Raw genomic sequence first — 23396 nt, 5'->3', positions numbered from 1 at the left:
GCGGGCTCTTCCTGCGATGTGGTTCGCTGCTCGCGGCCGCCTTACCGGGCCGCGAAGAGCAGGCGCCAGGTATGCGGGCCGGGGTAGCCGTCGGCCTCCGCACCCCGCCAGCCCTGGGCCCGCTGGAACGCCTGGACGTTGCGCCGGTCCGCCTCGGTCCACTGCGGCCCGGGGCCCTCGGCGTAGTGCTTTCCGTAGCCCCGCTTGACGAGTTGCTTCCCGAGCTGGGTCACATGGGCGTTGGTGCGGCCCGGCCGGAAGTGGTCCCGGCCCGGGAAGGCGGGCGGCTGGGCGGACGGGCCGGCCGTCACGGCGGGCGGGATGTCCTTGCCCTGGCCGTTCACCAGCAGCCGCCAGGTGTGGGGGCCCGGATAGCCGTCGGCCTCGGCACCCCGCCAGCCCTGCGCCAGCTGGAACGCCTGGGTGGCGCGGAGGTCCGCCGTCGTCCACTCCGGGCCCGGGCCCTCCTCGTAGAAGCGCTTGCCGCCGCGCTGGACCAGGAGTTCGCCGAGCCGGGTGACATGGGCGTTCTTCTTGCCGGGCCCGAAGGCTGAGGTGCCGGGGAAGGGCGCCGCCGTGCTCTCGCCGCCGCTGGCCGTCCCGCTGGAGAGGCCCTTGTAGCGGTAGGCCACATAGCTGGCGGAGTTGTTCCAGTAGGCCATGGGGGTGGACTGCTTGCGGGTGTGGGGCTTGGTCTGCTCGTACGCCACGTAGTAGGTGTGCGTGTAGTCGGTCCAGCCGCCGAAGATCGTGACGTGCGAACCCGCCCCGGGGTCGGCCGGGTTGTGGAAGAGGAGGATGTCGCCGGGCTGGAGGTCCTCGCGCTGGATCCGGTCGCCGAACTTGGCGAGGCTGCCGGTCCACTCGTTGCCCGCGAGGCTCCAGGCCATCGAGACATAGCCGGAGCAGTCCTGGCGGTAGCCGTCGGACCAGTACTTGGTCATGCTGTACGGCACTTTGGCCGAGACCCACTTCTTGGCCCGGTTGATGATCTCGGTACGGGTGGTGGCCTTCAGCGCCACCTGGTTGGCCTGGTTGGCGGGCTTCGTGGTGGAGCCGTGCAGCGGACCGGTGGTCCCCTGCTCGGTCGGCGGGAGGGGGTCGGCGGACGGGGCGACCGCGCGGGCGGGGCCACCGGGCGCCTGGGCGGAGGCGGCGGCACCGCCGCCTCCGCCCAGGACCACCCCGGCCGTGGTCATCAGCACCAGCGCGCGCCGGCAGCCGTGCGCGGAGGGGTGACCTCCGGTGGCCAGGGCGCGTCGCCGCTCGACGCATCCGGCGCAGTCGCAGTCACCGGCGGGCTCGTACTCCTCGAAGACCGGCACGGCCATACGCGTCGCCTCCCCATTCGCAATCGGAAAGATCCTCTGACGGTGTGTCACGTGCGTCAGTGTCCCAACCGGATGGACAAAACGCATTTTGACGTACGAAAGGGTAAAAACAACGATCCAGCCCGGCTGGGCGCGGCGGCGGGGCCACGCGGGATGTGCGGAGCACTCTCCCCGGTCGGGTAGAGTTCTCCAGGTCAGCAGGCGCCGCTAGCTCAGTTGGTTAGAGCAGCTGACTCTTAATCAGCGGGTCCGGGGTTCGAGTCCCTGGCGGCGCACGCGAAACGAAGGCCCTCCCACACGCGTGGGAGGGCCTTCGTCGTACGTCAGCGGGTACGTCCGCGAGTACGGTCCGCGGGTCAGGAGCCCGGGGCCGGACCGGGACCCGGCCCCGGACCCGTTCCCGTGAGGTACGCGGAGACGACCACGTTCGCCGTGTATCCGCCGGTCGACCGGTCGAAGGTCCCGCCGCAGGTGATCAGGCGCAGCTCCGGGCGGCCGGCCACCCGGGGGCCGTACACCTGGCGGGCGTCGAAGCGCTCCGGCCCGACGACGCGCACATCGTCGACGGTGAACTCGGTGGTCTCGCCGTTCTCCCCCGTCACCCTGACCCGCTCGCCCGGACGGAGGGTGCTGAGGTGGTAGAAGACGGCCGGACGGGTCTCGGTGTCGACATGACCGACGATGATCGCCGCACCCGGCTCCCCCGGCCGCGCCCCGCCCCCGTACCAGCCGACACTCCCGCCCGCCGTGTAGGGAGGCGGGTCGATCGCACCCCGCTCGTCGAGACCGCGCACGACGACGGGGGCCGAGACGCCGAGGGCCGGGACGTCGAGCCGGCGGGGCGTGGAGACGTCGAGGGGTGCGCGGGCGGCCGGCATCGGAACCCCGGGCGGACGGCCGACCGCCGCCATGTCGCCGGTCGTCGGCGCGGACATGCCCGCCGCGCCTCCGGGGGCGCCGCCGCCCCACAGCCAGAGCACCAGGACGAGGACGGCCCAGACCACGCCGATCACCGCCCGCCGCACCCCGGCCGCACCCCCTCCCGATCGGACGTCCACCCCCGATGCCCTACCCGGCCCCGCAGCCGCGCCCTCCGGGCGTATCCGCGCGGCCATCTCAGTCGGAGTCCGTACGGCGCCGCCGCGCGCTGCGCACCGCGAAGGCGACGGCCGCGGCCCCGGCGAGGACCAGGCCGACGACGGTCTGTGTGGCGCTCGGTCCGGTGTCCTCGGGGTCGACCGCGGCGACCGGCATCGCGATGGCCGCGGTCCCGCCACCGCCCGCGCGCACGGGAGCGACCGGTGAGGCGTGCACCGTCCGGGCCACCTTCTCCGCCCCGCCGACGGGCATCGCCCGCACCAGGAGGCGGCCGGTCTCTCCGTGATCCCGCCCGTCACAGAGGATGCGGACGCCGTAGGCACCCGGCCCGGCGTCGGGCCGTACGCGTGCCGTGCCCACGAGGGCAGGCCGGTCGGTGACGGTGCGCAGTTCCGCGTCGCCCATGAACGCCTCGGATCTCGCGAGCGCCGAGGCGCCGGAGCAGCCGGTGGCGCCGACCCGGACCGTACCGCCGGGCGCCGCCTCGGCGGGGGTCAGCCGGGCCGTCGCCCCTGCGGAGCCCGGGGATGCCGCGGAGTCGTGGGCGACGGTGGCCGCGGTCGCGGTCACGGCGGGTGCCAGCACGAGGACGGCGGCCGCACCCACGGAACGGAGAGCAAGTGAACCTGCACGCATCGTGAACCTCCTGATACGGCCAGAGTCACGCGTCCGGCGCGTTTCCGCATCCGCAGTACCGGTCCCCCTCCGTCGGCACCCCGCTGACCTGCGCCCTTACGAAGGCGCAGGTCACGCAGGGTCACCGGGGGCCGGGGCGGCCGTCCGTCAGACGCGGTCGACCAGGTCCGCGATGGAGTCGACGACGGTGGACGGACGGAACGGATAGCGGTCCACGTCCCCCGGCGCGGTGAGCCCGGTCAGGACCAGGAAGGTCTCCATCCCGGCCTCCAGCCCCGCGAGCACATCCGTGTCCATCCGGTCGCCGATCATGGCGCTGGTCTCGGAGTGCGCCCCGATGGCGTTCAGGCCGGTGCGCATCATCAGCGGGTTGGGCTTGCCCGCGAAGTACGGGTCCTTGCCGGTCGCCTTGGTGATCAGCGCGGCCACACTGCCCGTCGCGGGGAGCGGCCCCTCGGTCGACGGGCCGGTCTCGTCGGGGTTGGTGCAGATGAACCGCGCGCCGTTGTTGATCAGGCGGATGGCCTTCGTCAGGGACTCGAAGCTGTAGGTGCGGGTCTCGCCGAGGACCACGTAGTCCGGCTCGTGGTCGGTGAGCACGTACCCGATGTCGTGCAGGGCCGTGGTCAGACCCGCCTCGCCGATGACGTAGGCGGTGCCGCCGGGGCGCTGGTCGTCCAGGAACTGGGCGGTCGCCAGGGCCGAGGTCCAGATGTTCTCCACGGGCACGTCCAGACCCATGCGGGAGAGGCGGGCGTGCAGGTCACGGGCGGTGTAGATGGAGTTGTTGGTGAGCACGAGGAAGGGCTTGCCGGTCTCCCGCAGCTTCCTGATGAAGGCGTCGGCTCCGGGGATGGGGACGCCCTCGTGGATGAGGACGCCGTCCATGTCGGTCAGCCAGGATTCGATCGGCTTGCGCTCTGCCATGCGGGCGGACTCCTGCCGTGCGTGTCGTACATGCGGGTGGGCGCCGCGACGGCGCTGTGGCGACGCCCACAGCCTAAGCGCCCTTCGTCCGGATCAGGCAGGGCCCGCATGGCCTGATCCGTGCGACGGGCCGCTGGTCAGCGGCGGGAGCGCGGGCCGACCCGGCGGCGGAGGAGGAGCAGGGCGATGCCGGTGCCGAGCGCGAGGGTCGCCGTGGCCGCGAGGACGCGTACGCCCGTGCCGGCGCCGGTCGAGGCGAGCTGCTCGGGCAGCCAGGGGGGCGGGGAGGCCTCGGGCGTACCGGAGGGCTGCGCGGTGCCGGGGTCGGGGTCCGTACTGGTCCCGGGGTCCGCGTCCGGGTCCGGGTCCGGCGACCCGGCGGGGGCGGAGGGCCGGGCGGTCCCCTCGGTCACGGTGAGGTGGTAGTCGCCGGACGCCCCGACCCAGTCGCCGTCGTCCCCGCGGCGCTGGACGACCGCCGCGTTGACGGTGACATCGCCGGGGGCGGTGCCGGCCGCGAGGGAGAACCGGACGGGCACGGCCACGGTCCCGCCGCCCGGGACGACGAAGCCCCGGAAGCCGTCGTCGAACGCGCCGACCAGCTCGTCCTTGCTGGTCCGCTCCAGGGTCACCGGGCGCCAGCGCCCGGCGTCCACGTCCCGGAACTCGAGGGCGACGCGGTCGGGCGCGAGCGGCGCCCCGGTCAGGACGACCACCGGGTGGATGCGGTGGCACAGCTCGCGGGTGGTGTTGGTGAGGTCGATACGCCAGCCCTGGAAGCCCGAACCGGCTTGCACGGTACGGGGGCCGCCCTGGATCCGGGTATCGATGGGGAAGCCGGGATCGGTGGACTTTCCGCAGGTCGGCTGGCGGTCGGCGGGCACCGCGTCGTCCTGCTCCCGCGCGGCGGGCGGTTCGGCGGCCGGCGCGGCGGCCGGGGTGTCGTCGGCGGTGGCGGGGCCCGCCAGCAGGGCGGCGGCCAGCGCGGCGGCCGTGGCCGTACCGGCCGGGAGGGCGAGGGCGGTGCGCAGTCGCATGGAGTGGCCTTTGCTTGCTCACGGTCGCCGGGCAGGGCCGCGGGCCGGTGGCCCGGGGCCCTGCCATCGTTGCCCGGGGCGCCCGCCGGGGGTGTGCGGTGTACCGCCGAACAGCGGCGCAACGCCCCCCGTGTCGGCGTATTCGGCGCCGGGGCGCATGGCGGCGGGGGGCGTGGCGGCGGGGGGCGTGGCGGCAGGGCGCATGGCGGCAGGGCGCGCGGCGGCGGGGGGCGTGGCGGCAGGGCGCGCGGCGGCAGGGCGCGCGGCGGCAGGGCGCGCGGCGGCGGGGGGCGTGGCGCCGGGGCGCGCGGCGGCGGGGGGCGTGGCGGCGGGGGGCGTGGCGGCAGGGCGCGGGCGGGGCCCTTCGGGCCGGTCGGTCGGGGCGGGTACGGGTCAGCCGGGGCCCGTCGGTCGGAGCCGGCCGGTCGGTCAGTCGGTCAGAGTCGGCCGGAGCGGGTCGGGCGGGGGCCCGTCGGGGTCGGCCGGTCGGGTCCGGCGGGTCGGAGCGGGTCAGGCCGGGGGCGGGGTGGAGGCCGCCGGGGCCGAGGCGCGTCCGAAGACCGGGGCGAGCACCAGATGGGCCGCCCCCTCCGCGACGGTGTCCGCGCCGCCGGGCGCCGCCTCGACCGGCACCCCGCCACCGCGCGCCGCCACCACCTCGCCGACCCCGCGCACGAAGACGTCCTCGGCGGCGGCGACCGTGCGCCCGCCGAGCAGCACGCGGTCGATGTCGAGCAGTCCGACGAGATTGGCCGCCCCGGTCCCGAGCACCCGGGCCGCGCCCACGAGGTCGCCGCCCGCGACGGCGGCCAGGCAGAGCGCCTCGATACAGCCGCGCCCGCCGCACCCGCACAGGGGCCCGTCGAGCTGCACGACCTGGTGCCCGAACTCGCCCGCGCCGGTGCGAGCGCCCCGGTACAGCTCGCCGCCGAGCACGAGCCCCGCCCCGAGCCCGGTGCCGAGGTGGAGGTACGCGAAGGAGTCGCCCGGACCGCGCAGGGCGAGGCCGAGGGCGGCGGCGTTGGTGTCCTTGTCGAGGACGACGGGGAGGGCGAGGCGGCGGGCGAGCGCGTCCCGCACGGGGTACCCGGCCCACGCGGGGAAGCCGGTGACGCGGCCCGGCATCCCGGCGTGGTGGTCGAGCGGCCCGGGCATCGCCACCCCGACGCCGAGCACCCGCAGCCCTTCGGCACCGGGCCGCATCACCGCGCCCGGCTCGGCCGACGCGGCCGGGCGGCCCGACCCGCCCTCCGCGTCCGCCCGGTCCTTGCCGCCCGCCCCGCCCGCCGGGGCCAGCAGGGCGGTGACCTCCGCCGAGGCCGTCGTCAGGACCCGGTCCGCCCCCGCGCCGAGGTCGAGCGGGGCCCGGCGGTCCGCGACGAGCGTGCCCGCGAGGTCGAGGAGGACGGCCCGCAGCTCGTCACGGTCCAGGTGCAGCCCCACCGCGTGCCCCGCCGACGGGACCAGCCGCAGCACCGTGCGCGGCTTGCCCCCGGTGGAGGCGCGCCGGCCCGCCTCCGCCGCCATGCCCTCCTCCCGCAGCCGACCGGTGATCTTGCTGACGGCCTGCGGGGTCAGCCCGGTGCCCTCGGCCAGTTCGATCCGGCTGATCCCGTCCTCGCCCGCGGTGCGCAGCAGGTCGAGGACGAGCGCCGCGTTGTGGCTGCGCAGGGCCGGGAGGTTGACGCCCGCGGGCTGTCCGGTGCGGGGTCCGCGCGTGGGGCCCGGGGCGCTGGGACGGTGGGGGGCCGGGGGCCGGTGGGTGGTCACACCCCCATTCTCCGGGACGCTTGCACTTTGGCAACAGCGTTGCTTAAGTGGGGCCCATGACTGGCTCCGGCACCCCCCTCCGCGTCGGACTCGTGGGCTACGGCCTCGCGGGCTCCGTGTTCCACGCCCCGCTGATCGCCTCCACCGACGGCCTGGTCGTCGACACCGTGGTCACCTCCCGCGAGGAGCGCCGGGCCGGGGCGCGGACGGCCCTCGGGGAGGGCGTCCGCTTCGCCGCCTCGCCGGAGGAGCTGTGGGAGCGGGCGGACGAGCTGGACCTCGTCGTCGTCGCCTCCCCCAACAAGACCCATGTCCCGATCGCCACCGCCGCCCTCGAAGCCGGACTGCCGGTGGTCGTGGACAAGCCGGTGGCCGGCACGGCGGCCGAGGCGCGTGCCCTCGCCGAGCTGGCGAAGGAGCGGGGCCTCGCGCTCTCCGTCTTCCAGAACCGCCGCTGGGACAACGACTTCCTCACCCTGCGCCATCTGCTCGCGGAGGGCGCCCTCGGGGATGTGCTCCGGTTCGAGTCCCGCTTCGAGCGCTGGCGCCCGCAGCCCAAGGGCGGGTGGCGCGAGTCCGGCGACCCCGCCGAGATCGGCGGCCTCCTCTACGACCTGGGCAGCCATGTCGTCGACCAGGCGCTCTCCCTCTTCGGCCCGGCCGCGCTGGTCTACGCGGAGTCCGATGTGCGCCGCCCGGGCGCCGAGGCGGACGACGACACCTTCATCGCCGTCACCCACACCAACGGCGTCCGCTCCCACCTGTACGTGAGCGCGACGACCGCGCAGCTCGGCCCGCGTTTCCGCGTGCTCGGCTCCAAGGCGGGGTACGTGAAGTACGGACTCGACCCCCAGGAGGCCGATCTGCGGGAGGGCAAGCGCCCGGCAGAGGGTGTTTCCTGGGGCGAGGAGCCCAAGTCGATGTGGGGCCGCATCGGGTCCGGGGAGTCCCCGGTCACCGGTGGGGGCGCTCTCGTCCCGACGAAGCCGGGCGACTACCCCGCGTACTACGCGGCGGTCGCCGGGGCCGTCCGCGGCGAGGGCCCGGTCCCGGCGACCGCCGAGGAGGCGGCCGCCGCCCTCGACGTCCTGGAAGCCGCCCGCCGCTCCGCCAGGGACGGCGTGACCGTGGAGATCAGCGCATGACCGGCACCACCGCCAGCCCGCAGCCGCAGCCCTCGGAGCCGCGGCCGTCGCAGCCGAAGCCGCCGTCGGAGCATCTGTCCGTGGAGGAGATCGCCGAGCAGGAACGCCGTCTCACCCTCGGCGGGTTCACGAACGAGGACGCCTGGAAGCTGGGCAGTCTGCTGGTGGAGATGGCCCGGCTGCGCGAGGCGCCGGTCGCGATCGACATCCGCCGGGGCCGGCAGCAGCTCTTCCACTTCGCGCTGAGCGGCGCCAGCGCCGACAACGACGCGTGGATCGACCGCAAGCGCCGGGTCGTCGAGCGGTACGGCGTCAGCTCGTACCTCGTCGGGGCCCGGCACCGCGCCAAGGGCACCACCTTCGAGGAGTCCTCCCGGCTCGACCCGGACGTGTACGCGGCGCACGGCGGCTCGTTCCCGATCAACGTCGAGGGGGTCGGCCTGGTCGGCTCGGTGACGGTCTCCGGCCTGCCGCAGGCCGAGGACCACGCACTGGTGGTCGACGCGCTGGAGCGGTTCGCGGCGCACGCGGACGGGTCGAGCGGGGTGGCGGGCGCGCCGTCCTGACCCCCGCGGTCTCCTCCCCCGGACCGGCGCGGCCCTCTCCCGGGCCGGCCCGGCCCCCCGGACCGGCGCGGTCCGGCACGTCCCCCGCGTGCCGGGCCGCGCCTCTACTCACGCGTGGCGTCTTACTCACGCGTGGCGCGCCCTGCGCGTGAGCGCGTCACGCACGTGGTGCGTTCTGCGCGTGGCGCGTTCTGCGCGTCGTGGTGCGTTCTGCGCGTGGTGCGCCGTGCGCGTGGCTGCTCGCCCCGGGCCCGGGCTACGCGTCCTTGAGCTCCTGGCGCTGGCGACCGAGCCCGTCCACCTCCAGCTCGACCACGTCACCCGCCCGCAGATACGGTTTGGGCTCCGGCTGGCCCATCGCGACGCCCGCCGGGGTGCCGGTGTTGATCACGTCACCGGGGTGCAGGGTCATGAACCGGCTGAGGTAGCGGACCACCTCGGCGACCGGGAAGATCTGGTCCGCCGTGGACCCGTTCTGGCGCAGCTCCCCGTTGACCCAGAGCCGCAGCCCCAGCGCCCCCGGGTCGGGCACCTCGTCGGCGGTCACCAGCCAGGGGCCGAGCGGGTTGAAGGTCTCGCAGTTCTTGCCCTTGTCCCAGGTGCCGCCGCGCTCGATCTGGAACTCGCGCTCGGACACGTCGTGCGAAACGGCGTACCCGGCGACGTACGCGAGGGGATCCTCGTCGTCCCTGAGGTAGCGCGCCGTGCGGCCGACGACGACCGCCAGCTCCACCTCCCAGTCCGTCTTGCGGCTGCCGCGCGGGATCAGCACCGTGTCCTCCGGGCCGACCACCGTGTCGGACGCCTTGAGGAAGACGACCGGCTCGGCGGGCGGCTCGGCCCCGGTCTCGGCGGCGTGGTCGTGGTAGTTCAGCCCGATGCAGACCACCTTTCCGACGCGGGCCAGCGGCGGGCCCACGCGGAGTCCGGTGGCGTCGAGGACGGGCAGCTCCCCGGCGGCGGCCGCGGCCCGGATCCGGGCGAGGGCGGCGTCGTCGGCGAGGAGTGCGCCGTCGATGTCCGGGACGAACCCGGACAGGTCGTACAGGGTGGTTCCGTCCTCGGCGAGGAGGGCGGGGCGCTCGGCGCCGGCCGTACCGACACGCAGCAGCTTCATCGTGGGTCTCTCCCGGTCGACATCGACCCCGGACCGACAGGTGCGGCCGTCGAGACGCGGAGACTTGGTCGATCCTCCAAGAGTTGCCACGGACACGCAAGACCCTGTTCACACCGTGGACCGGGCACCCAGGCGGCCAGGTCCGGTCCGTCACCCGGCCGGGGTGAGCGCGCCCGCGGCCGGCATGTCCCGGTACAGGAAGACCCGCTCCACGGCGCTCCACGTCGTGCTGGTGACCACGTACAACGCGGCGGCCAGCGGCACCACGGCCACGGTGACGAGCGTTGCGAACGACATCAGCGGCATGACCTTGAGCATCGCCCCCATGCCCGGCACCCGCTCCCCGTCCGCGACGGGCGCGGCGGCCATCTGGCTCCTGGTGCGCCGGTAGTTGAAGGTCGCCACCGCCGCGACGATCACGAAGAGCCCCAGGTAGACGAGCCCGGCCCCGCCGAACACCCCGCCGTCGGCGAGCGCGTCCGTCCAGCGCCCGCCGAGCGGGGCGGCGAAGAGGCTGTGACCGAGCAGGGAGTTGGGCTCGCCGCCGATCCGTGCGTTCGAGAACAGGTGGTACATCAGGAAGAACGCGGGGAGCTGGAGCAGCGAGGGGAGGCAGCCGGAGAGCGGGCTGGTCCTCTCCTTCGCGTAGAGCTCCAGGGTGGCCTGCTTGAGGCGCTCGGGGTCCTTGCCGTGCTTCTTGCGCAGCGCGGCGACCTGCGGGGCGAGCCGGGTCCGCGCCTTGGCGCCGCGCGCGGCGGCCCGGGACAGCGGGTGGACGGCGAGGCGCACGAGCGCGGTGAAGACGATGATCGCGGCGGCGGTGGCCGAGGCGGCGAACAGGGGCTGGAGCAGTTCGGCGAGGCGTTCGACCAGCGTGGCGAATACGGACATGGGTGAGCCCTCCGGGGGTCTCGTCGTGCCGGGGAGAGGCCGGGACGGCGCGCGCGGGCGGGCGGATGGCCACGGGGGCGCGCCGCGGTACGGCGGGGTGCGGAGTCGGCGGCGACGACGGTGGGGGCGTGGCGGCACTCGGGCCGCGCCCGGTCCCGGGGGCCCGGTGGATCCGGGCCCGACGGATCCGGGCCCGACGGATCCGGGCCCGACGGTTCCGGATGGGCCGGATTCGGGTGGGCCGGGGCCGTGGGCGCGCGGGTCCGGGCGGGCCGGGTCCGGGGGACGTCCCGGTCCCGGGGGACGCACGGGGCGGACCGGTCCGGATCGGCGCCCGGGCGGGCCGGGGCCGGATCCGAGGCGGCCGGACGTTCAGCGTCCACCGGCACAGGTCCGGACGGGCGGGCCGGGTGACCGACGCGGGCGTCCATCGGCCCTCAGTCCTGGTGACCGGCCCCCAGGCCGGCCACCAGGACCGGCCCTCACACGGCGCGGAACGCGCCCCCTACGCAGCCGTCGCGAGACGACGGCCCGGCGCCCGGGGGCGTCGGCGGCCCCGGGCGTCGGGGTCGCGCTGGGGCAGAAAGGCGGTGCGCTGCTCACGGTCACGCAGGGCGGTGCGGACGCGGGTGCGCGGGACGACCGGCGCACAGCGCGCGCTGATCACCGCGCAGACGACGAGCGCGGAGCCGGCGGCGGCCGTCGCGGTGGCGGCGAGCGCCACGGCGGCGCCCAACCCGTCCCCGTCGACGAGCACGAGCCCGACGAGAAGGAAGAAGAACAGCCCGGCGAGCCGGAACAGGCGCGGTGCGCTGCGGATCATGTCCCACGCCCTCCTGCCGCTCGATGGACGACGGCCCCGGTCGGAGCCTCCCCACAGTTGTACACGAACAACCCGCGCCTCCGGTTCCCCGGAACCGGCCGCCCGGCGCCCCGCCGCCCCCGCGGCAGCGGCCCGTCGAAAAATTCTCGCGAACATGTCATCCAGCCGCCCGCTTACCGGCGTTGGGGGAGTTGGGGGGTGCCCTCCGCCGTGCCGCGGCGCCCGCCCACCCGGCCACGGGGGTACGGGTGGTCGGGCCCGTGGAGCGCGTGCCCGCGGCGCCCCCGCCGTCCGCTGCCCCGCCCCGTCCACCGCGCCCGCCGCCACAAGCCGAAGGAATCCCCACCCCGTGACGCAGGACCGGGACCGCCACCGCAGCCGCGACCCCGTCCGCTGCCACGACCCCGGCCCCGGCCGCGACTCCGCCCCCTCCCACGACCCCGGCACCGGCCCCGGCCGCGACATCGACCCGTCCCACGATCCCGGTCCGATCCAAGGCCGGGGCCACGGCCGTGACGCCGAGTTCGCCGAGTTCGCGATGGCGGCCTGGCCGCGGCTGGTGCGTACCGCCACCCTGCTCACCGGGGACTTCCACGAGGCCGAGGACCTGGTGCAGACGACCCTCGCCAAGGTCTGGTCGCACTTCCGCCGGGTCCCGCGCGAGGAGATCGACCTCTATGTGCGCCGGGCGCTGGTCAACAACAACATCAGCCGCGTCCGGCGGCGGCGCGTCGCGCATCTGCTGACGCCGTTCCTGCCGGAGTCCGCACACCGGGTGCAGGCCGACCACTCGGAGACCACCGAGCGGCGCGCGGCGGTCCTGGAGGCGCTGGCGTCCCTCCCCGCGCGGCAGCGGGCCGTGGTCGTGCTGCGGTTCTGGGAGGACATGCGGGAGCCGGACGTCGCCGCTGTCCTCAACTGCTCGGTGGGCACCGTCAAGACCCACACCCGGCGCGCCCTCCGGACCCTGCGCGCCCACCCGATCCTCGCCGACGGCGTGACCGGCACCAACGGCACGACCGGAAACGGCGCCTCCCCCTCCGGAGCCCACCGATGACTTCCGACAGCGGTCTGCCGACGGTGCTGGCCGACGCCGTGCACGATCTGGCCCCCTCCCCCGTCCCGCTGGCCGCCATCGCCCGGGCCGCCCGCGCGCGCAGGCGGCGGCGGGTGGCCGGGCTGGCCGCGTCGGGCGCCGCGCTGCTGATCGCCCCGTTCGTGGTGACGGCCGTCCAGCGGTCCGCGCCCCCGGACCACGTCGTCGTCCCCCCGGCCGTGAGCAGTCCGCCTCCCACCCCGCCCCGCTCCCCTTCACCGCCCCCGCCGCCGCGGTCCCCGGTGCGGGTCGTGGCGCAGGGCGAGCGGGTCGAGGGGCCCGGCGGGGTCGAACTGTGGCTGACCGCGCAGGGCAAGCACTGGGTGCTGCCCGGGGAGGAGCCCCAGTTCCGCAGCGTCGTCGACGGAAACATCGACCGGGCCGGCCCCGGCGTGAGCCTCCAGACGGAGGGCGACGCGACGGGCACCTTCCTGTCCGGGGTCTACTACGGCACCGACCGGGCCGCCCGCGTCGCCGTCGCGACCGCCGCCGGGCCGATCACCGCCGGCCTGCTCACGCTGCCCGGCGCCCCCGGTTGGGGCGTCTGGTACGCGTGGGCGGGGCCGGAGTCGTACACGACGGAGGGGTTCCTCGGCGGTGTCACCCTGTCGGACGCGGAGGGGCGGACGCTGGCGTCGCTGCCGGGACCGCCGGGGCCGCCACGGCCGCCGGGGTCGCCGGGGCCCTGACGACCGTGCGGCGGGCCGTGGGGGTCCGCGCGGCCGCGGTCCCGGACGCCGCACCGCCGCCCTCGCCCCGGGCGCTGTGGCCCAACTCACCACCACCCACTCCCGGTCGAGGGCACTCACCCGTACCGGGGCTCCCCTGCACCCGCCCCCACGGCAGTACCGTGTGGTCCATGCGCCCCGACACTCCTGCCGACCACCACGCCGAAGCCGAGCGCCTGCTGCGCACCGCGGAGCAGTACCCGGAGGACGAGGAACACCTGCTGCTCCAGGCCGCGGCCCATCTGGAACTGGCCGGCGACCGCGGTCGCGCGTCCGGCCTCTACGACCGCCTGCTCGCGGCAGAGCCGGAGCACCCGCAGCTCATCAAGGCGCTCCAGGCGGCCAACCTCTGGGAGTACGGCCACGAGGCCGAGGCCCGCGCCCTGATCGCGGGCATCCGCATCGCGGCCCCGGCGCAGGCGGGGCCGTGGGAGATCATCGCGGAGACGCTGGAGTCCCACGACGAGCTGGAGGCGTCGCACGAGTGCTTCAACGAGGCACTCGCGCTGCTGCTGCCGGCGGACGACGAGGTCCCCTACGCGGCGCAGTCCCTCCTCGCGGGCCGGCACCGGGTGCGCCGGCTGCTGGGCCTGGCGCACGACGACCACGACGCCCTGGCGGACCGGGTGCACGCCACCCACACCCCGGACTTCAGCCTCGACGAACTCCACGACCCGAAGCGCCTGTGGGCCCTGGGCTCGGACAACCCGGTCGAGCTGAAGGCGGAGATCGCGCGGCTGCGCGCGGAGCTGGGCTCGTACCGCTCGGCGCTCTCCCGCCCGTTCCCGGTGGCGGTCCTGCACTGGCCGGCCCCGGAGCTGGCGGAGCTCCTGGAGGCGTACCCGGACCTCGCGGCCGAGTACCCGTCCCACGAAGCACACCTCGCGGACATCGAGTCCGCCCTGCGCGACCTGGCCTCGACGGGCACCCAGAACCTGGGCATCGTCACGGCGACGGTCCCCTCCTACGAGGCCTTCGCCGCCTCGGAGGCGTCCTCCCCGACGAACACCTCCCTCCTCCCCCAGTACGCCACCACCCTCGCCGCCCGCGGCCGCGCCACGGCCTGGCCCCCGTCCCGCACGGCGGGGTGCTGGTGCGGGTCGGGGGTGGCGTACCGGGAGTGCCACGGGGGGTGAGGGGGGCGGCGACCCTGTGGTGCGGCTCTGCTCCGTGCCCTGGCGCTCACCCTGACTGCCTGCGACGCGTTCACCCGCGGCAGCGCCGCGCCCCAGTCCTTCGTCGACAACCCTGCCCGACCTGTCGGTGACGCCTGATATCACTGACACGAAGTGAACGGGGAGGGAAGGCGATGTCAGGTCCCATCAAGGCCCACGAGCCGGTGACCGGCCTGTATGAGCAGTTGATCACGCTACGCGTGGAGAAGCAGCTCCAGCAGCTCGACGGTGAGCGCTGGCGAGCCGTCGATGACGCGGTAGGGGCCGAGTCGGGACCGCATGTCATGGCACGCCATGTCGCAGAGACGACCAGGCGTGTGCTGGAGCGCCTTCCTGCGGCGGAACGCGTGCATGCCGCCAACCACATCCTGGAGTCCATGAGCACCATCGACGGTGCCCGCGAGTGGGTGGACCTGGTCGCCGACGGGCCGCGGCAACTCCTCGCCATCGCGGAAAAGCAGGCCGAAGGCGTCTACTCGCTCCGCCCCGCGACTCCGCTCTCCGACGCGGCACTCATCACCAACTCACCCGGTGATCCCAGCTTCGGCTTCGAACTGCGGGCCGAACTGGCCACCGCGGACCGAGTCGATCTCCTGTGCGCGTTCGTGAAGTGGCACGGTCTGCGGGTCATAGAGCAGTCGTTGGAGGCCGCTCGCGCGCGGGGCGTGCCCATGCGGGTCATTACGACGACCTACATCGGGGCCACCGAGCGCAGGGCGCTGGACAGGCTCGTGCAGAAGTACGGCGCTGAGGTGAAGGTCAACTACGAGCTGCGTTCCACCCGGCTGCACGCCAAGGCATGGCTGTTCCGACGTCATAGCGGCTATGACACGGCCTACGTCGGCAGCTCCAACCTGTCGAAGGCCGCACTCCTCGAAGGCCTTGAGTGGAACGTGCGCCTGTCGTCCATCGCCACACCGGAGGTGCTGCGCAAGTTCGAGGCCACCTTCGACTCCTACTGGAGCGATTCCGCCTTCGAGAGCTACGACCCGGACCGCGACGGCTCCCGACTGGACGACGCCCTGCGGCAAGCCGGTCAGGGCTCCGGTGCCACCCGGCCTGACGGCAGCCGGCCCATCACCCTCTCCGGTCTAGAAGTGCGCCCCCACCCGTACCAGCGGGACATGCTGGAACGGCTGGAGGTCGAGCGCACGGTGCACGACCGGCATCGAAACCTCCTCGTCGCCGCGACGGGCACGGGCAAGACCGTGATGGCGGCGCTCGACTACAAGAGGCTGGCCCGGCAGCACGGGAGGAAGCTCCGGCTGCTCTTCGTCGCCCACCGGCGGGAGATTCTTCGCCAGTCGCTGCGCACGTACCAAGACGTTCTGATCGACGCCAACTTCGGTCAGGAGCTCCACAGTGGGACGGTTCCCACGGACTGGAACCACGTCTTCGCCAGTGTGCAGTCCCTCAACGCCCGTACCCTGGAGCAGATGACGCCGGACCACTTCGATGTCATCGTGATCGATGAGTTCCACCACGGTGTCTCACCCACGTACCGCCGGATCATCGACCACTTCACGCCCGTGGAACTCCTCGGTCTGACGGCCACCCCCGAACGTATGGACGGCCGAAACGTCCAAGACGAGTTCTTCGAAGGGCGCATCGCAGCGGAGATGAGGCTGTGGGAGGCCCTGGAGAACGAACTCCTCAGCCCTTTCCACTATTTCGGGATCACCGACACCACGGACATGAGCGCCGTCACCTGGCGGCGCGGCACCTACGACTCGGCAGCGTTGAGCGAGCTGTTCACCGGCAACAAGGCACGGGCCCGTCTCGTGGTGCGAGCCGTGCAGGACAAGGTGACCGACCCCGGCTCCATGCGGGCGCTCGGCTTCTGCGTATCCGTGGCCCATGCCGAATTCATGGCCGAATTCTTCCGGACCGCCGGTTTCGCAGCCGTGGCATTGTCGGGTGAGACTTCCCGAGACCGCCGCAAAGCCGCGTTGGACGATCTCCGATCCGGAAAGCTCCAGGTGATCTTCTCGGTCGACCTCTTCAACGAGGGCTTGGACGTACCGGACGTCGACACGCTGCTTCTGCTGCGTCCGACGTCCAGCGCCACCGTCTTCCTCCAGCAGCTCGGGCGCGGGCTGCGACGCAGCGAGGACAAGGCCGTCCTCACCGTGTTGGACTTCATCGGCCAGCACCGCACCGAGTTCCGCTTCGAGGAGCAGTTCCGCGCCCTGACGAACCTCACGCGCAACCGGCTCCTGGACCATATCGAGCACGACTTCCCACAGCTTCCCTCCGGCTGCCAGATCATCCTTGAGCGCAAGGCCAAAGATCTGATCATCGGCAACATCCGCAGCCAGATCGGCGTGAACGTCATCCAACTGGCCCGCGAGGTAAAGCAGTACGCCGAACCACGGCTCTCCGGCTACCTCCGGGAAAGCGGACGCGAACTCAAGGAGCTCTACCGCGGCACCGGAAACTCCTGGACCGGTCTGCTGCGCAGAGCAGACCTTCTGCCCGCCACCGCACCCGAGGGCGAAGCCACGCTACTCAAACGCGCCTCGGCCTTCCTCCATGTGGACGATCCGCACCGCGTCACCGCCTACACCCTGCTGTTGTCGGACGACGCACCCGCGTACGCGGATCTGGATGCGCGCGGGCAGGCGTACGCCCGCATGCTCTTCTTTTCCCTCTGGCCCCTTGGTGGCTTTGCCAGCTACCAGGCCGGGTTGGACGCCCTGCGCGCGCAGCCCGCCTTCCGGGACGAGCTGCGCCAGGTCCTCGCGTACAACCTCGATCGCACCGACCACGTTCCGGTGCCCCTCCTTGGCGAGTTGGCGGACCTTCCCCTGACGGTCCACGCCACCTACAGCCGTGAGGAGATCCTGCCCGCCTTGGGGCAGGCGTCGATTGGCGGCTTTCTGCCGGGCCACTTCCGTGAGGGGGTGAAGTGGTGCGAGAACGTCAAGGTCGATGCCCTGCTGATCACTCTCGACAAGGACGAGAAGGATTTCTCCCCACAGACCCGCTATCACGACTACGCACTGAGCGACCGCCGGTTCCACTGGGAGTCTCAGAACCAGACCTCCGAAACCTCCCCCACCGGTGTGCGGTACCGAACCCACAAGGAGCTCGGCACCCACGTCCTCCTGTTCGCACGACGCTACAAGAAGACCGATATCGGCGGCCCGCAGCCCTGGATACTCCTGGGCCCCGCCGACTACATCGCACACAAGGGGAGCAAGCCGATGGCCATCACCTGGAACCTCCACCACGAGATGCCAGCGGACGTCTGGACCTACTCGACGATCGCGGCGGGCTGACTCGTCCGCTGAGGGCCGCGGCATATCTGCGAGCCGAAGCTCAGCTGCCGAACTCCGCCCGGCAATGCATCTCGGCACGGTCGAGGACAGCATCCACGTCGAGGCCATGTGCCCGCAGCCACGCCATCAAGTCCGCAACCATGTCCACCGCGGCTTCCTCGGCGATCGCCACGCCCAATCGACTGCCTCCAGCTAACTGCCCTCGGGCCACACGCCCGTAAAGACCGAGCAGCACACCGGCTCGCTGCACAGCCGGCGTTTCCACATGCCCGCCCGGCACGTCCAGCCTCGTACCGAGCTCACACCAGGTGACTTTCGACTCTCCCCGCAGAAGCACGCCCCAGGACTCCGAGACGGCCTCCACCAACGCGAGACCGCGCCCCCTCTCATCGTCCTTCCCGGAGGCACGGAACGCGGGCAGTGAGAGGCAATCCGGGTCGTGGACCTCGATTCGAAGTCTCGTGCCGGACATCGAGAGCGCGAGCGTGGCGGGCGTGCCGACGCCGACGTGCTTGATCACGTTCGTACTCAGCTCGCTCACACAGATCTGCGCGGCCTGGACGGTGTCGGGTAACCCCCATGCCTCCAGATGGAGACGAGTGACATGCCGAAGACCTGCGACTTCTTGTGGTTCAGCCGTGAACAGCAGCTGAAGCGGTTTGCGACGCATGCACTGCACTGACGACAACCCCTCACCCTCGTGACCGAAAGCCACATGAGACTCACTCACCGTGCGGCCCTCCGGAGCATGGCAGGAGCAATAATCTCCATGCAATGTGCACGGCGGGATTCGCTGGATCGAGTGATTGGCCTGTAGGACCCGCCGGGGGAAACTGAACTCCTCTACTCAAACGAGGTGTTGATTTGGCCGGCTCGCCCACCGCCCGTCGTCGCCGTCTGGCGATCGAGCTCAAGAAGCTGCGCGAAGAACACAAGCTCACCTGCAACCAGGTGGGCGAGGAGCTTGACTGGAGTGGTTCGAAGGTGAACCGCATGGAGACGGGTAGCGGCCGCGTCCAGCCCTCTGACGTGGACGCGCTCTGCCGCTTCTACGAGACCACCGACGAGCTACGGGAGTTTCTGAAGTCACTCGCCAAGGACTCGAAGATCAGGGGCTGGTGGCATGCGCATGGAGCCGGCGTGCCGCAGTGGTTCTCGGTCTACATCGGCCTGGAGCAGGACGCGTCGAGCCTCCGGCAGTACCAGTGCGAGTTCGTCCCTGGGCTGATGCAGACACCGGAGTACGCGGCGGAACTGCACCGCGCGACGAACCAACTCGCCGCTGAGGCCGTCGAGCGAGCCGTCCACGTCCGCATGGAACGGCAGAGCAGACTCGCCACGGCCGAGGGCCCGAGCCTCTGGTGCATCGTGCACGAGAGCGTGCTGCACCACGTCGTGGGGGACCGGAAGCTGATGAAGCATCAGTTGACGCGCATGCTCGACGTCGCGTCCAGCAAGAACGTGACGCTGCAGGTGCTTCCCTTCGACGCGGGCACCTACCCCGCAACGGGAGCCTTCACGATCCTCGGCTTCCCCGAGCAGGAAGATCCTGACGTGGTCTATCGCGACGGCCTCACCGACGCCATCTACCTGGAGGCCCCGAGCGACGTGGACGAGTACACCCGCGCGTACGACAATCTACGGGCCGTCGCTTCGAGCCCGCCGCGATCGGTCGAACTGATCAAGCGCGTTCTGGAGGATTCGTACTCATGAACAAGGCCCCCCACCCGGCCGACCACCTGCACTGGTTCAAGAGCAGCTACAGCAACGGGTCCGGAGGCGAGTGCGTCGAGACGGCTCGGTGGGCATCGGCCGTCCTGGTCCGGGACAGCAAACTTCCGAAGGGTGGCAGGCTCATGTTCTCCAGCGCGGCGTGGGGGGTGTTCGTCGCCCGGATCAGCGCGCAGCCGCAGAGTTGAAGGCGCAGGGGCGTCGGCCCCGGCGTCACGCCGGGACGTGCAGCCGGAAGACCTGGCGGGAGCCGCCCTCCGGGCCCGGGGTGGTCGGCTCGGCGGGGGCGAAGCCGAGGCGTTCGTAGAAGACGCGGGCGCCGCTCGTGACGGCTCCGGGGTGGTCCGGGCCGAAGGTGACGACCTCGACCGTCGCCGGGGCGCGTACGTGGCGGGTCAGGGCCTCCGTCAGCAGGGCGCGGCCCACGCCGGTGCCGTGGGCGCGGGCGGAGACGACGAGCCAGTGGACGTGGTGGGTCCGGCGGACCGCGTCACCGGGACCGAACAGGAGTCCGCCCAGGAGGCGTTGTCCCGCGTCCGGATCAGCGGGGGCCGTTGCGGCGAGGGCCGTCGAGGTGGCGATGTGGTGCAGGACGGCGTCGCGGAAGCCGGGGTCCTCGACCATCGGGCCGAACCAGTGCTCGACCTCGGCGGCGAGCGCGAGGAAGCCGGGCAGGTCCGCAGAGTGCGCGGTGCGAATGTCCATGGCCGGATTGTGATGGGGGCGGGCGGGACGGGGTAGCGAATTCACCCCTCGGACGCCGGTGGAAGGGTTTCGGGGCCGAATGAACACCGCACCCCCCGCGTCCGTACATACCGGTACCTCCCCATGGGGCCGAGGCCGGCCCGGTGTCTCCGGCCAGGGCCCCGAGGTGCGCCGGGGCGGGACCGTACGGCAGGGAACGGTCCCGCCCCCGGCGCGCTGCTCGACGCGCGCGACCGGCTCCCGGGCGGTCCGCCGGGCGGGACCGGCACCGCACGGACCCGGCACCGCACGCGCGGGGGCGCGGCCGGCCGGAGCCGGGTCACCCCATGAGCCCCGGTCCCTGGCCGCCCAGGAGGCGGGACAGGCCCGCGCGGTCGGAGCCGACCTTGCGGTAGATGTCGGAGAGCAGGCGGTCCACCGCGGCCGCGGACGTGTCCAGTTCCTCCGCGATCCGGTCGCTGGACCAGCCCGCGGCGGCCCACTCCGCCACCGACCGCTCCTGCGCGGTGAGCGACTGCGTCGCCGCCGTGCGCAGTTGGAGCGGCAGCAGCCCGGTCGCGTCCAGCTCCGCGCGGGCCCGGGCCGCCAGCCCGTCGGCCCCGCACCGGACGGCCTCCTCCAGGCCGCGGTGCAGCCGCTCGCCCGCCTCCTGGCGGAGCCCGGCCCGGCGGAGGGCGACGCCGTGGTCCACCAGGGCGCAGGCCAGTTCGTACCCGGCCGGGGAGCGCTCGAAGTGCGCCACGGCCTCCGCCAGCAGGTCGAGCCTGCGCGTGCCCGCGCTGATCGAGGCCGTCGCGTGCAGAGCCTGCCCGATCGCCGACTCGGTGCCGAACCTGCGGGCCAGCTCCAGCCCCTCCCTGGCCAGTTCGAGGGCGCGTTCCGGATCGTCCGTCGCACGGGCCAGATGCAGCCGCCACGGGCACCACGTCGGGTTCCGCATCCCGCGTGCCTCCAGCCGCAGCCCCACCCGGGCCAGCCGCTGTTCGGCCTCGCGCCGCCGGCCGAGGGCGAGCAGCAGCTCGCTGTGGACGGTCTCGGCGTCCGGGTAGACCACCGCGCTCGGCACCACGTCGCCGTAGTTGTACGCGGCGGCCAGCTCCTGCGCCTCCGCCGTACGGCCCCGGGCGAGCAGGATCTCGACGAGGATGCCGATGGCGAAGTACTGCGCGGGCACCATGTGCCCGACCCGGTCCGCGATCCGCAGTCCCGCGCGCACCAGGGTCTCTGCGTCGTCGAGGCGCCCGCGGCGGTAGCGGATGTACCCGAGGAGGGTGTAGCCGAAGGACAGGTGCGCGCCGCGCCAGCCCTTGGTCTCGCATTCGCGGATGCCCTGCTGGAAGAGGTCCTCGGCGCGCCCCGGCTGGTCGCAGTACATGAAGGTGAGCGCGACGAGGACGGGCACCTCGAAGCCCCACTGCTCGTCCGTCCAGCTCAGGCCGTCGCCGAGGGCCTTCTCCGCGTAGTCGAGCGCGATCTTGGCGCTCTCGCCGCGGACCATCGCGTCCCAGGCGCGCAGACCGAAGATGTAGCGCTCGGCGAGACCGCGTCCGGTGAGGTGTTCGGCGAGCCGGCCACGGCGGTGACCCGCCGCCGACCCGGCCCGACCCCGCTAGGCCAGGCCCGACCCGCCGCCCGGCCGGGCCAGGCCCGGCCCGGCCGTCAGCCGCCGAGCGCGTGCGCCACCGTGTGGATCAACAGGCCCGCCAGCGCGCCGACCACCGTGCCGTTGATCCGGATGAACTGGAGGTCCCGCCCGATGTTCGCCTCGATCTTGCGGGAGGTCTGCTCCGCGTCCCAGCCGGCGATCGTGTCCGAGATCAGCGAGGTGATCTCGCCGCGGTAGGTCGTCACCACGTACACCGCCGCGTCCTCGACCCAGCCGTCCACCTTGGCCTGGAGGCGTTCGTCCGAGGCGAGCTTCGCGCCCAGCGACAGGAGCGAGGCCCGTGCGCGCAGCCGGAGTTCGCTGCGGTCGTCCTCGGCGGCCGAGATGATCATGCCGCGGACCGAGGACCACGCCGAGGCGATGACGTCCTGCACCTCGGAGCGGGACAGCAGCTCGGACTTGAGGCGCTCGACGCGGTCCCGGGTCTCGGTGTCGGACTGGAGGTCGGACGCGAAGTCGGCGAGGAAGCGGTCGATCGCGCCGCGGGCCGGGTGGCCCGGCATGTCGCGCATCTCGGTGACGAAGCGCAGCAGTTCGCGGTAGACGCGCTCGCCGACCCGGCGGTCCACGAAGCGGGGGGTCCAGCCGGGGGCGCCGCCCTCGACGGCGGTCATCACGGAGTCGGCGTGCAGCACCAGCCAGTCGTGGGCGCGGGCGCAGATCAGGTCGACGGCACGGTGGTGGGCGCCGTCGGCGACGACCTTCTGCAGGGTCTTGCCGACCCCCGGCGCGATCTCGGCGGCCTCGGCGCGACGCGTGATGGCCTCGCCGACGACCGCCTGGACGTCGGAGTCCCGCAGCACGGTGAGCGCGCCGCGCAGCGCCGTCGACAGCTCGGCGGTGACGCGGTCCGCGTGCGCGGGGTCGGCGAGCCAGCTCCCGAGGCGACGGCTGATACCGAGGGAGCGCAGACGGGTCCGCACGACGCCCTCGGAGAGGAAGTTCTCGCCCACGAACGCGCCGAGGGACGCGCCGAGCTGGTCCTTCTTGTTGGGGATGATCGCGGTGTGCGGGATGGGGATGCCGAGGGGGTGGCGGAACAGCGCGGTGACGGCGAACCAGTCGGCGAGGGCGCCGACCATGCCGGCCTCGGCGGCGGCGGCGACGTATCCGGCCCAGGCGCCGGCGCCGGACTTCTCGGCCCAGGTGGCGAGGGCGTAGACGACGGCGACGAAGAGGAGCAGGCCGGTGGCCGTGGCCTTCATCCGGCGCACGCCGCGGCGCTTCTCCTCGTCGGCGGCGGTGTACGCGAACCCGGGCAGCCCGCCGCCGGGCGCGGGGGCCGCGAGCACCCCGCCGGGCCCGGCGGCCGTCTTCCCGGCCGCGAGCGCCCGCGCGGAGGTGTCCGGCACGGCACCGTAGTCCGGCGCCCCGGCCGGACCCGCCGGGCGCGCCCGGCCCGCGGCCCGGTCCTCCCCGGCTCCCGGGGCCGGTCCCCCGCCGTCCGGTCCGACCGCACGGGCCGCACGGGTCTCGCCGCCCCGCTCCGGCGCATCCCCGGCGGGCGGCGTGACCCCGCCCGGCCCCGCGCCCGAAGTGCGACCCGTCGCGTCCGGCTCATCCGGTTCTGTGCGTTCCATGCGCTCCACCCGTTCGCGCGTACGTACCGTACGCATTGTCCCTGACTCGTGGACTCCCGGGCGGCGCGCCGAGTTCCCGGGACGTACAGGATG

General features: G+C 73.4%; 21 protein-coding genes and 1 tRNA gene. 9 read left to right on the top strand and 13 right to left on the bottom strand.

Annotation, left to right across the window (positions count from 1 at the left end; translation table 11 throughout):
• Positions 1–41: 41 nt before the first annotated feature.
• Positions 42–1331 carry a peptidoglycan-binding protein gene (locus tag C593_RS0106060; protein WP_018846403.1) on the bottom strand — a complete coding sequence of 430 codons (1290 nt, stop codon included), beginning with the start codon at positions 1329–1331 and terminating at the stop codon, positions 42–44.
• Positions 1332–1532: 201 nt separating this feature from the next.
• On the opposite strand from C593_RS0106060, the gene C593_RS0106055 reads away from it, so the two are divergent.
• A tRNA-Lys gene (locus C593_RS0106055) sits at positions 1533–1606 on the top strand.
• Between the two features lie 81 nt (positions 1607–1687).
• Here the strand turns inward: C593_RS0106055 and C593_RS0106050 are convergent.
• The 5 genes from C593_RS0106050 to C593_RS0106030 form a co-directional block, all read right to left on the bottom strand.
• Positions 1688–2356 carry a class F sortase gene (locus C593_RS0106050; protein WP_018846402.1) on the bottom strand — a complete coding sequence of 223 codons (669 nt, stop codon included), beginning with the start codon at positions 2354–2356 and terminating at the stop codon, positions 1688–1690.
• A gap of 91 nt (positions 2357–2447) precedes the next feature.
• Positions 2448–3065, bottom strand: a complete 618-nt coding sequence (locus tag C593_RS0106045; RefSeq protein ID WP_026277400.1) for a hypothetical protein — start codon at positions 3063–3065, stop codon at positions 2448–2450.
• Positions 3066–3212: 147 nt separating this feature from the next.
• Entirely contained in the window at positions 3213–3992 is a 780-nt protein-coding gene (locus C593_RS0106040) for an HAD-IIA family hydrolase (protein ID WP_018846400.1), read from the bottom strand.
• A gap of 137 nt (positions 3993–4129) precedes the next feature.
• Positions 4130–5029, bottom strand: a complete 900-nt coding sequence (locus C593_RS0106035; RefSeq protein ID WP_018846399.1) for a hypothetical protein — start codon at positions 5027–5029, stop codon at positions 4130–4132.
• 510 nt (positions 5030–5539) lie between these two features.
• The gene (locus tag C593_RS0106030) at positions 5540–6799 is read right to left on the bottom strand and encodes an ROK family transcriptional regulator (protein WP_018846398.1); all 1260 of its coding nucleotides are present in this window, start codon (positions 6797–6799) and stop codon (positions 5540–5542) included.
• Positions 6800–6855: 56 nt separating this feature from the next.
• Between C593_RS0106030 and C593_RS0106025 the strand changes: the two genes are divergently transcribed.
• Both C593_RS0106025 and C593_RS0106020 read left to right on the top strand, forming a co-directional pair.
• Entirely contained in the window at positions 6856–7944 is a 1089-nt protein-coding gene (locus tag C593_RS0106025) for a Gfo/Idh/MocA family oxidoreductase (protein WP_026277399.1), read from the top strand.
• The gene (locus tag C593_RS0106020; protein WP_018846396.1) at positions 7941–8510 is read left to right on the top strand and encodes a heme-degrading domain-containing protein; all 570 of its coding nucleotides are present in this window, start codon (positions 7941–7943) and stop codon (positions 8508–8510) included. The genes C593_RS0106025 and C593_RS0106020 overlap by 4 nt, the downstream gene beginning before the upstream one ends.
• A gap of 256 nt (positions 8511–8766) precedes the next feature.
• On the opposite strand, the gene C593_RS0106015 is transcribed toward C593_RS0106020, so the two are convergent.
• From C593_RS0106015 to C593_RS0106005, 3 genes are all read right to left on the bottom strand, one after another.
• On the bottom strand, positions 8767–9627 hold the full coding sequence (locus C593_RS0106015) for a fumarylacetoacetate hydrolase family protein (protein WP_018846395.1): 861 nt from the start codon (positions 9625–9627) through the stop codon (positions 8767–8769).
• Between the two features lie 150 nt (positions 9628–9777).
• Positions 9778–10518 (bottom strand): YidC/Oxa1 family membrane protein insertase, encoded by a 741-nt coding sequence (locus tag C593_RS0106010; protein ID WP_018846394.1) that lies wholly within the window; start codon positions 10516–10518, stop codon positions 9778–9780.
• 505 nt (positions 10519–11023) lie between these two features.
• Positions 11024–11341, bottom strand: coding sequence for a DUF6412 domain-containing protein (locus C593_RS0106005; protein WP_018846393.1), 318 nt, complete (start codon positions 11339–11341; stop codon positions 11024–11026).
• A gap of 538 nt (positions 11342–11879) precedes the next feature.
• Between C593_RS0106005 and C593_RS33600 the strand changes: the two genes are divergently transcribed.
• The 4 genes from C593_RS33600 to C593_RS0105985 all read left to right on the top strand — a co-directional run bounded on the left by C593_RS33600 (position 11880) and on the right by C593_RS0105985 (position 17621).
• A complete protein-coding gene (locus C593_RS33600) occupies positions 11880–12398 on the top strand; it encodes a SigE family RNA polymerase sigma factor (RefSeq protein ID WP_051093635.1) in 519 nt (172 codons plus the stop codon).
• On the top strand, positions 12395–13126 hold the full coding sequence (locus C593_RS30900) for a hypothetical protein (RefSeq protein WP_051093626.1): 732 nt from the start codon (positions 12395–12397) through the stop codon (positions 13124–13126). The genes C593_RS33600 and C593_RS30900 overlap by 4 nt, the downstream gene beginning before the upstream one ends.
• A gap of 170 nt (positions 13127–13296) precedes the next feature.
• Positions 13297–14301 (top strand): SEC-C domain-containing protein, encoded by a 1005-nt coding sequence (locus tag C593_RS0105990; RefSeq protein ID WP_018846391.1) that lies wholly within the window; start codon positions 13297–13299, stop codon positions 14299–14301.
• A 173-nt stretch (positions 14302–14474) separates the two neighbouring features.
• A complete protein-coding gene (locus C593_RS0105985) occupies positions 14475–17621 on the top strand; it encodes a DEAD/DEAH box helicase (protein WP_018846390.1) in 3147 nt (1048 codons plus the stop codon).
• 40 nt (positions 17622–17661) lie between these two features.
• Here C593_RS0105985 and C593_RS0105980 read toward each other — a convergent pair whose 3' ends face one another.
• Positions 17662–18291 (bottom strand): ATP-binding protein, encoded by a 630-nt coding sequence (locus tag C593_RS0105980; RefSeq protein WP_037744989.1) that lies wholly within the window; start codon positions 18289–18291, stop codon positions 17662–17664.
• Positions 18292–18485: 194 nt separating this feature from the next.
• Between C593_RS0105980 and C593_RS0105975 the strand changes: the two genes are divergently transcribed.
• Both C593_RS0105975 and C593_RS0105970 read left to right on the top strand, forming a co-directional pair.
• Positions 18486–19334: a Scr1 family TA system antitoxin-like transcriptional regulator gene (locus C593_RS0105975; RefSeq protein ID WP_018846388.1), complete on the top strand. Its 849-nt coding sequence runs from the start codon at positions 18486–18488 to the stop codon at positions 19332–19334.
• The gene (locus tag C593_RS0105970) at positions 19331–19540 is read left to right on the top strand and encodes a DUF397 domain-containing protein (protein WP_018846387.1); all 210 of its coding nucleotides are present in this window, start codon (positions 19331–19333) and stop codon (positions 19538–19540) included. The genes C593_RS0105975 and C593_RS0105970 overlap by 4 nt, the downstream gene beginning before the upstream one ends.
• A 25-nt stretch (positions 19541–19565) precedes the next feature.
• On the opposite strand, the gene C593_RS0105965 is transcribed toward C593_RS0105970, so the two are convergent.
• From C593_RS0105965 to C593_RS0105955, 3 genes are all read right to left on the bottom strand, one after another.
• Positions 19566–20057, bottom strand: a complete 492-nt coding sequence (locus tag C593_RS0105965) for a GNAT family N-acetyltransferase (protein ID WP_018846386.1) — start codon at positions 20055–20057, stop codon at positions 19566–19568.
• Between the two features lie 319 nt (positions 20058–20376).
• The gene (locus C593_RS28940) at positions 20377–21555 is read right to left on the bottom strand and encodes a LuxR C-terminal-related transcriptional regulator (RefSeq protein WP_018846385.1); all 1179 of its coding nucleotides are present in this window, start codon (positions 21553–21555) and stop codon (positions 20377–20379) included.
• 161 nt (positions 21556–21716) lie between these two features.
• Entirely contained in the window at positions 21717–23303 is a 1587-nt protein-coding gene (locus C593_RS0105955; protein WP_486591079.1) for a DUF445 domain-containing protein, read from the bottom strand.
• Positions 23304–23396 lie beyond the last annotated feature (93 nt).

It is taken from the genome of Streptomyces sp. CNT372 (assembly GCF_000377145.1).
The sequence above is the reverse complement of the archived record's forward strand: the minus strand, read 5'-3'. Positions and strand labels throughout refer to the sequence as shown.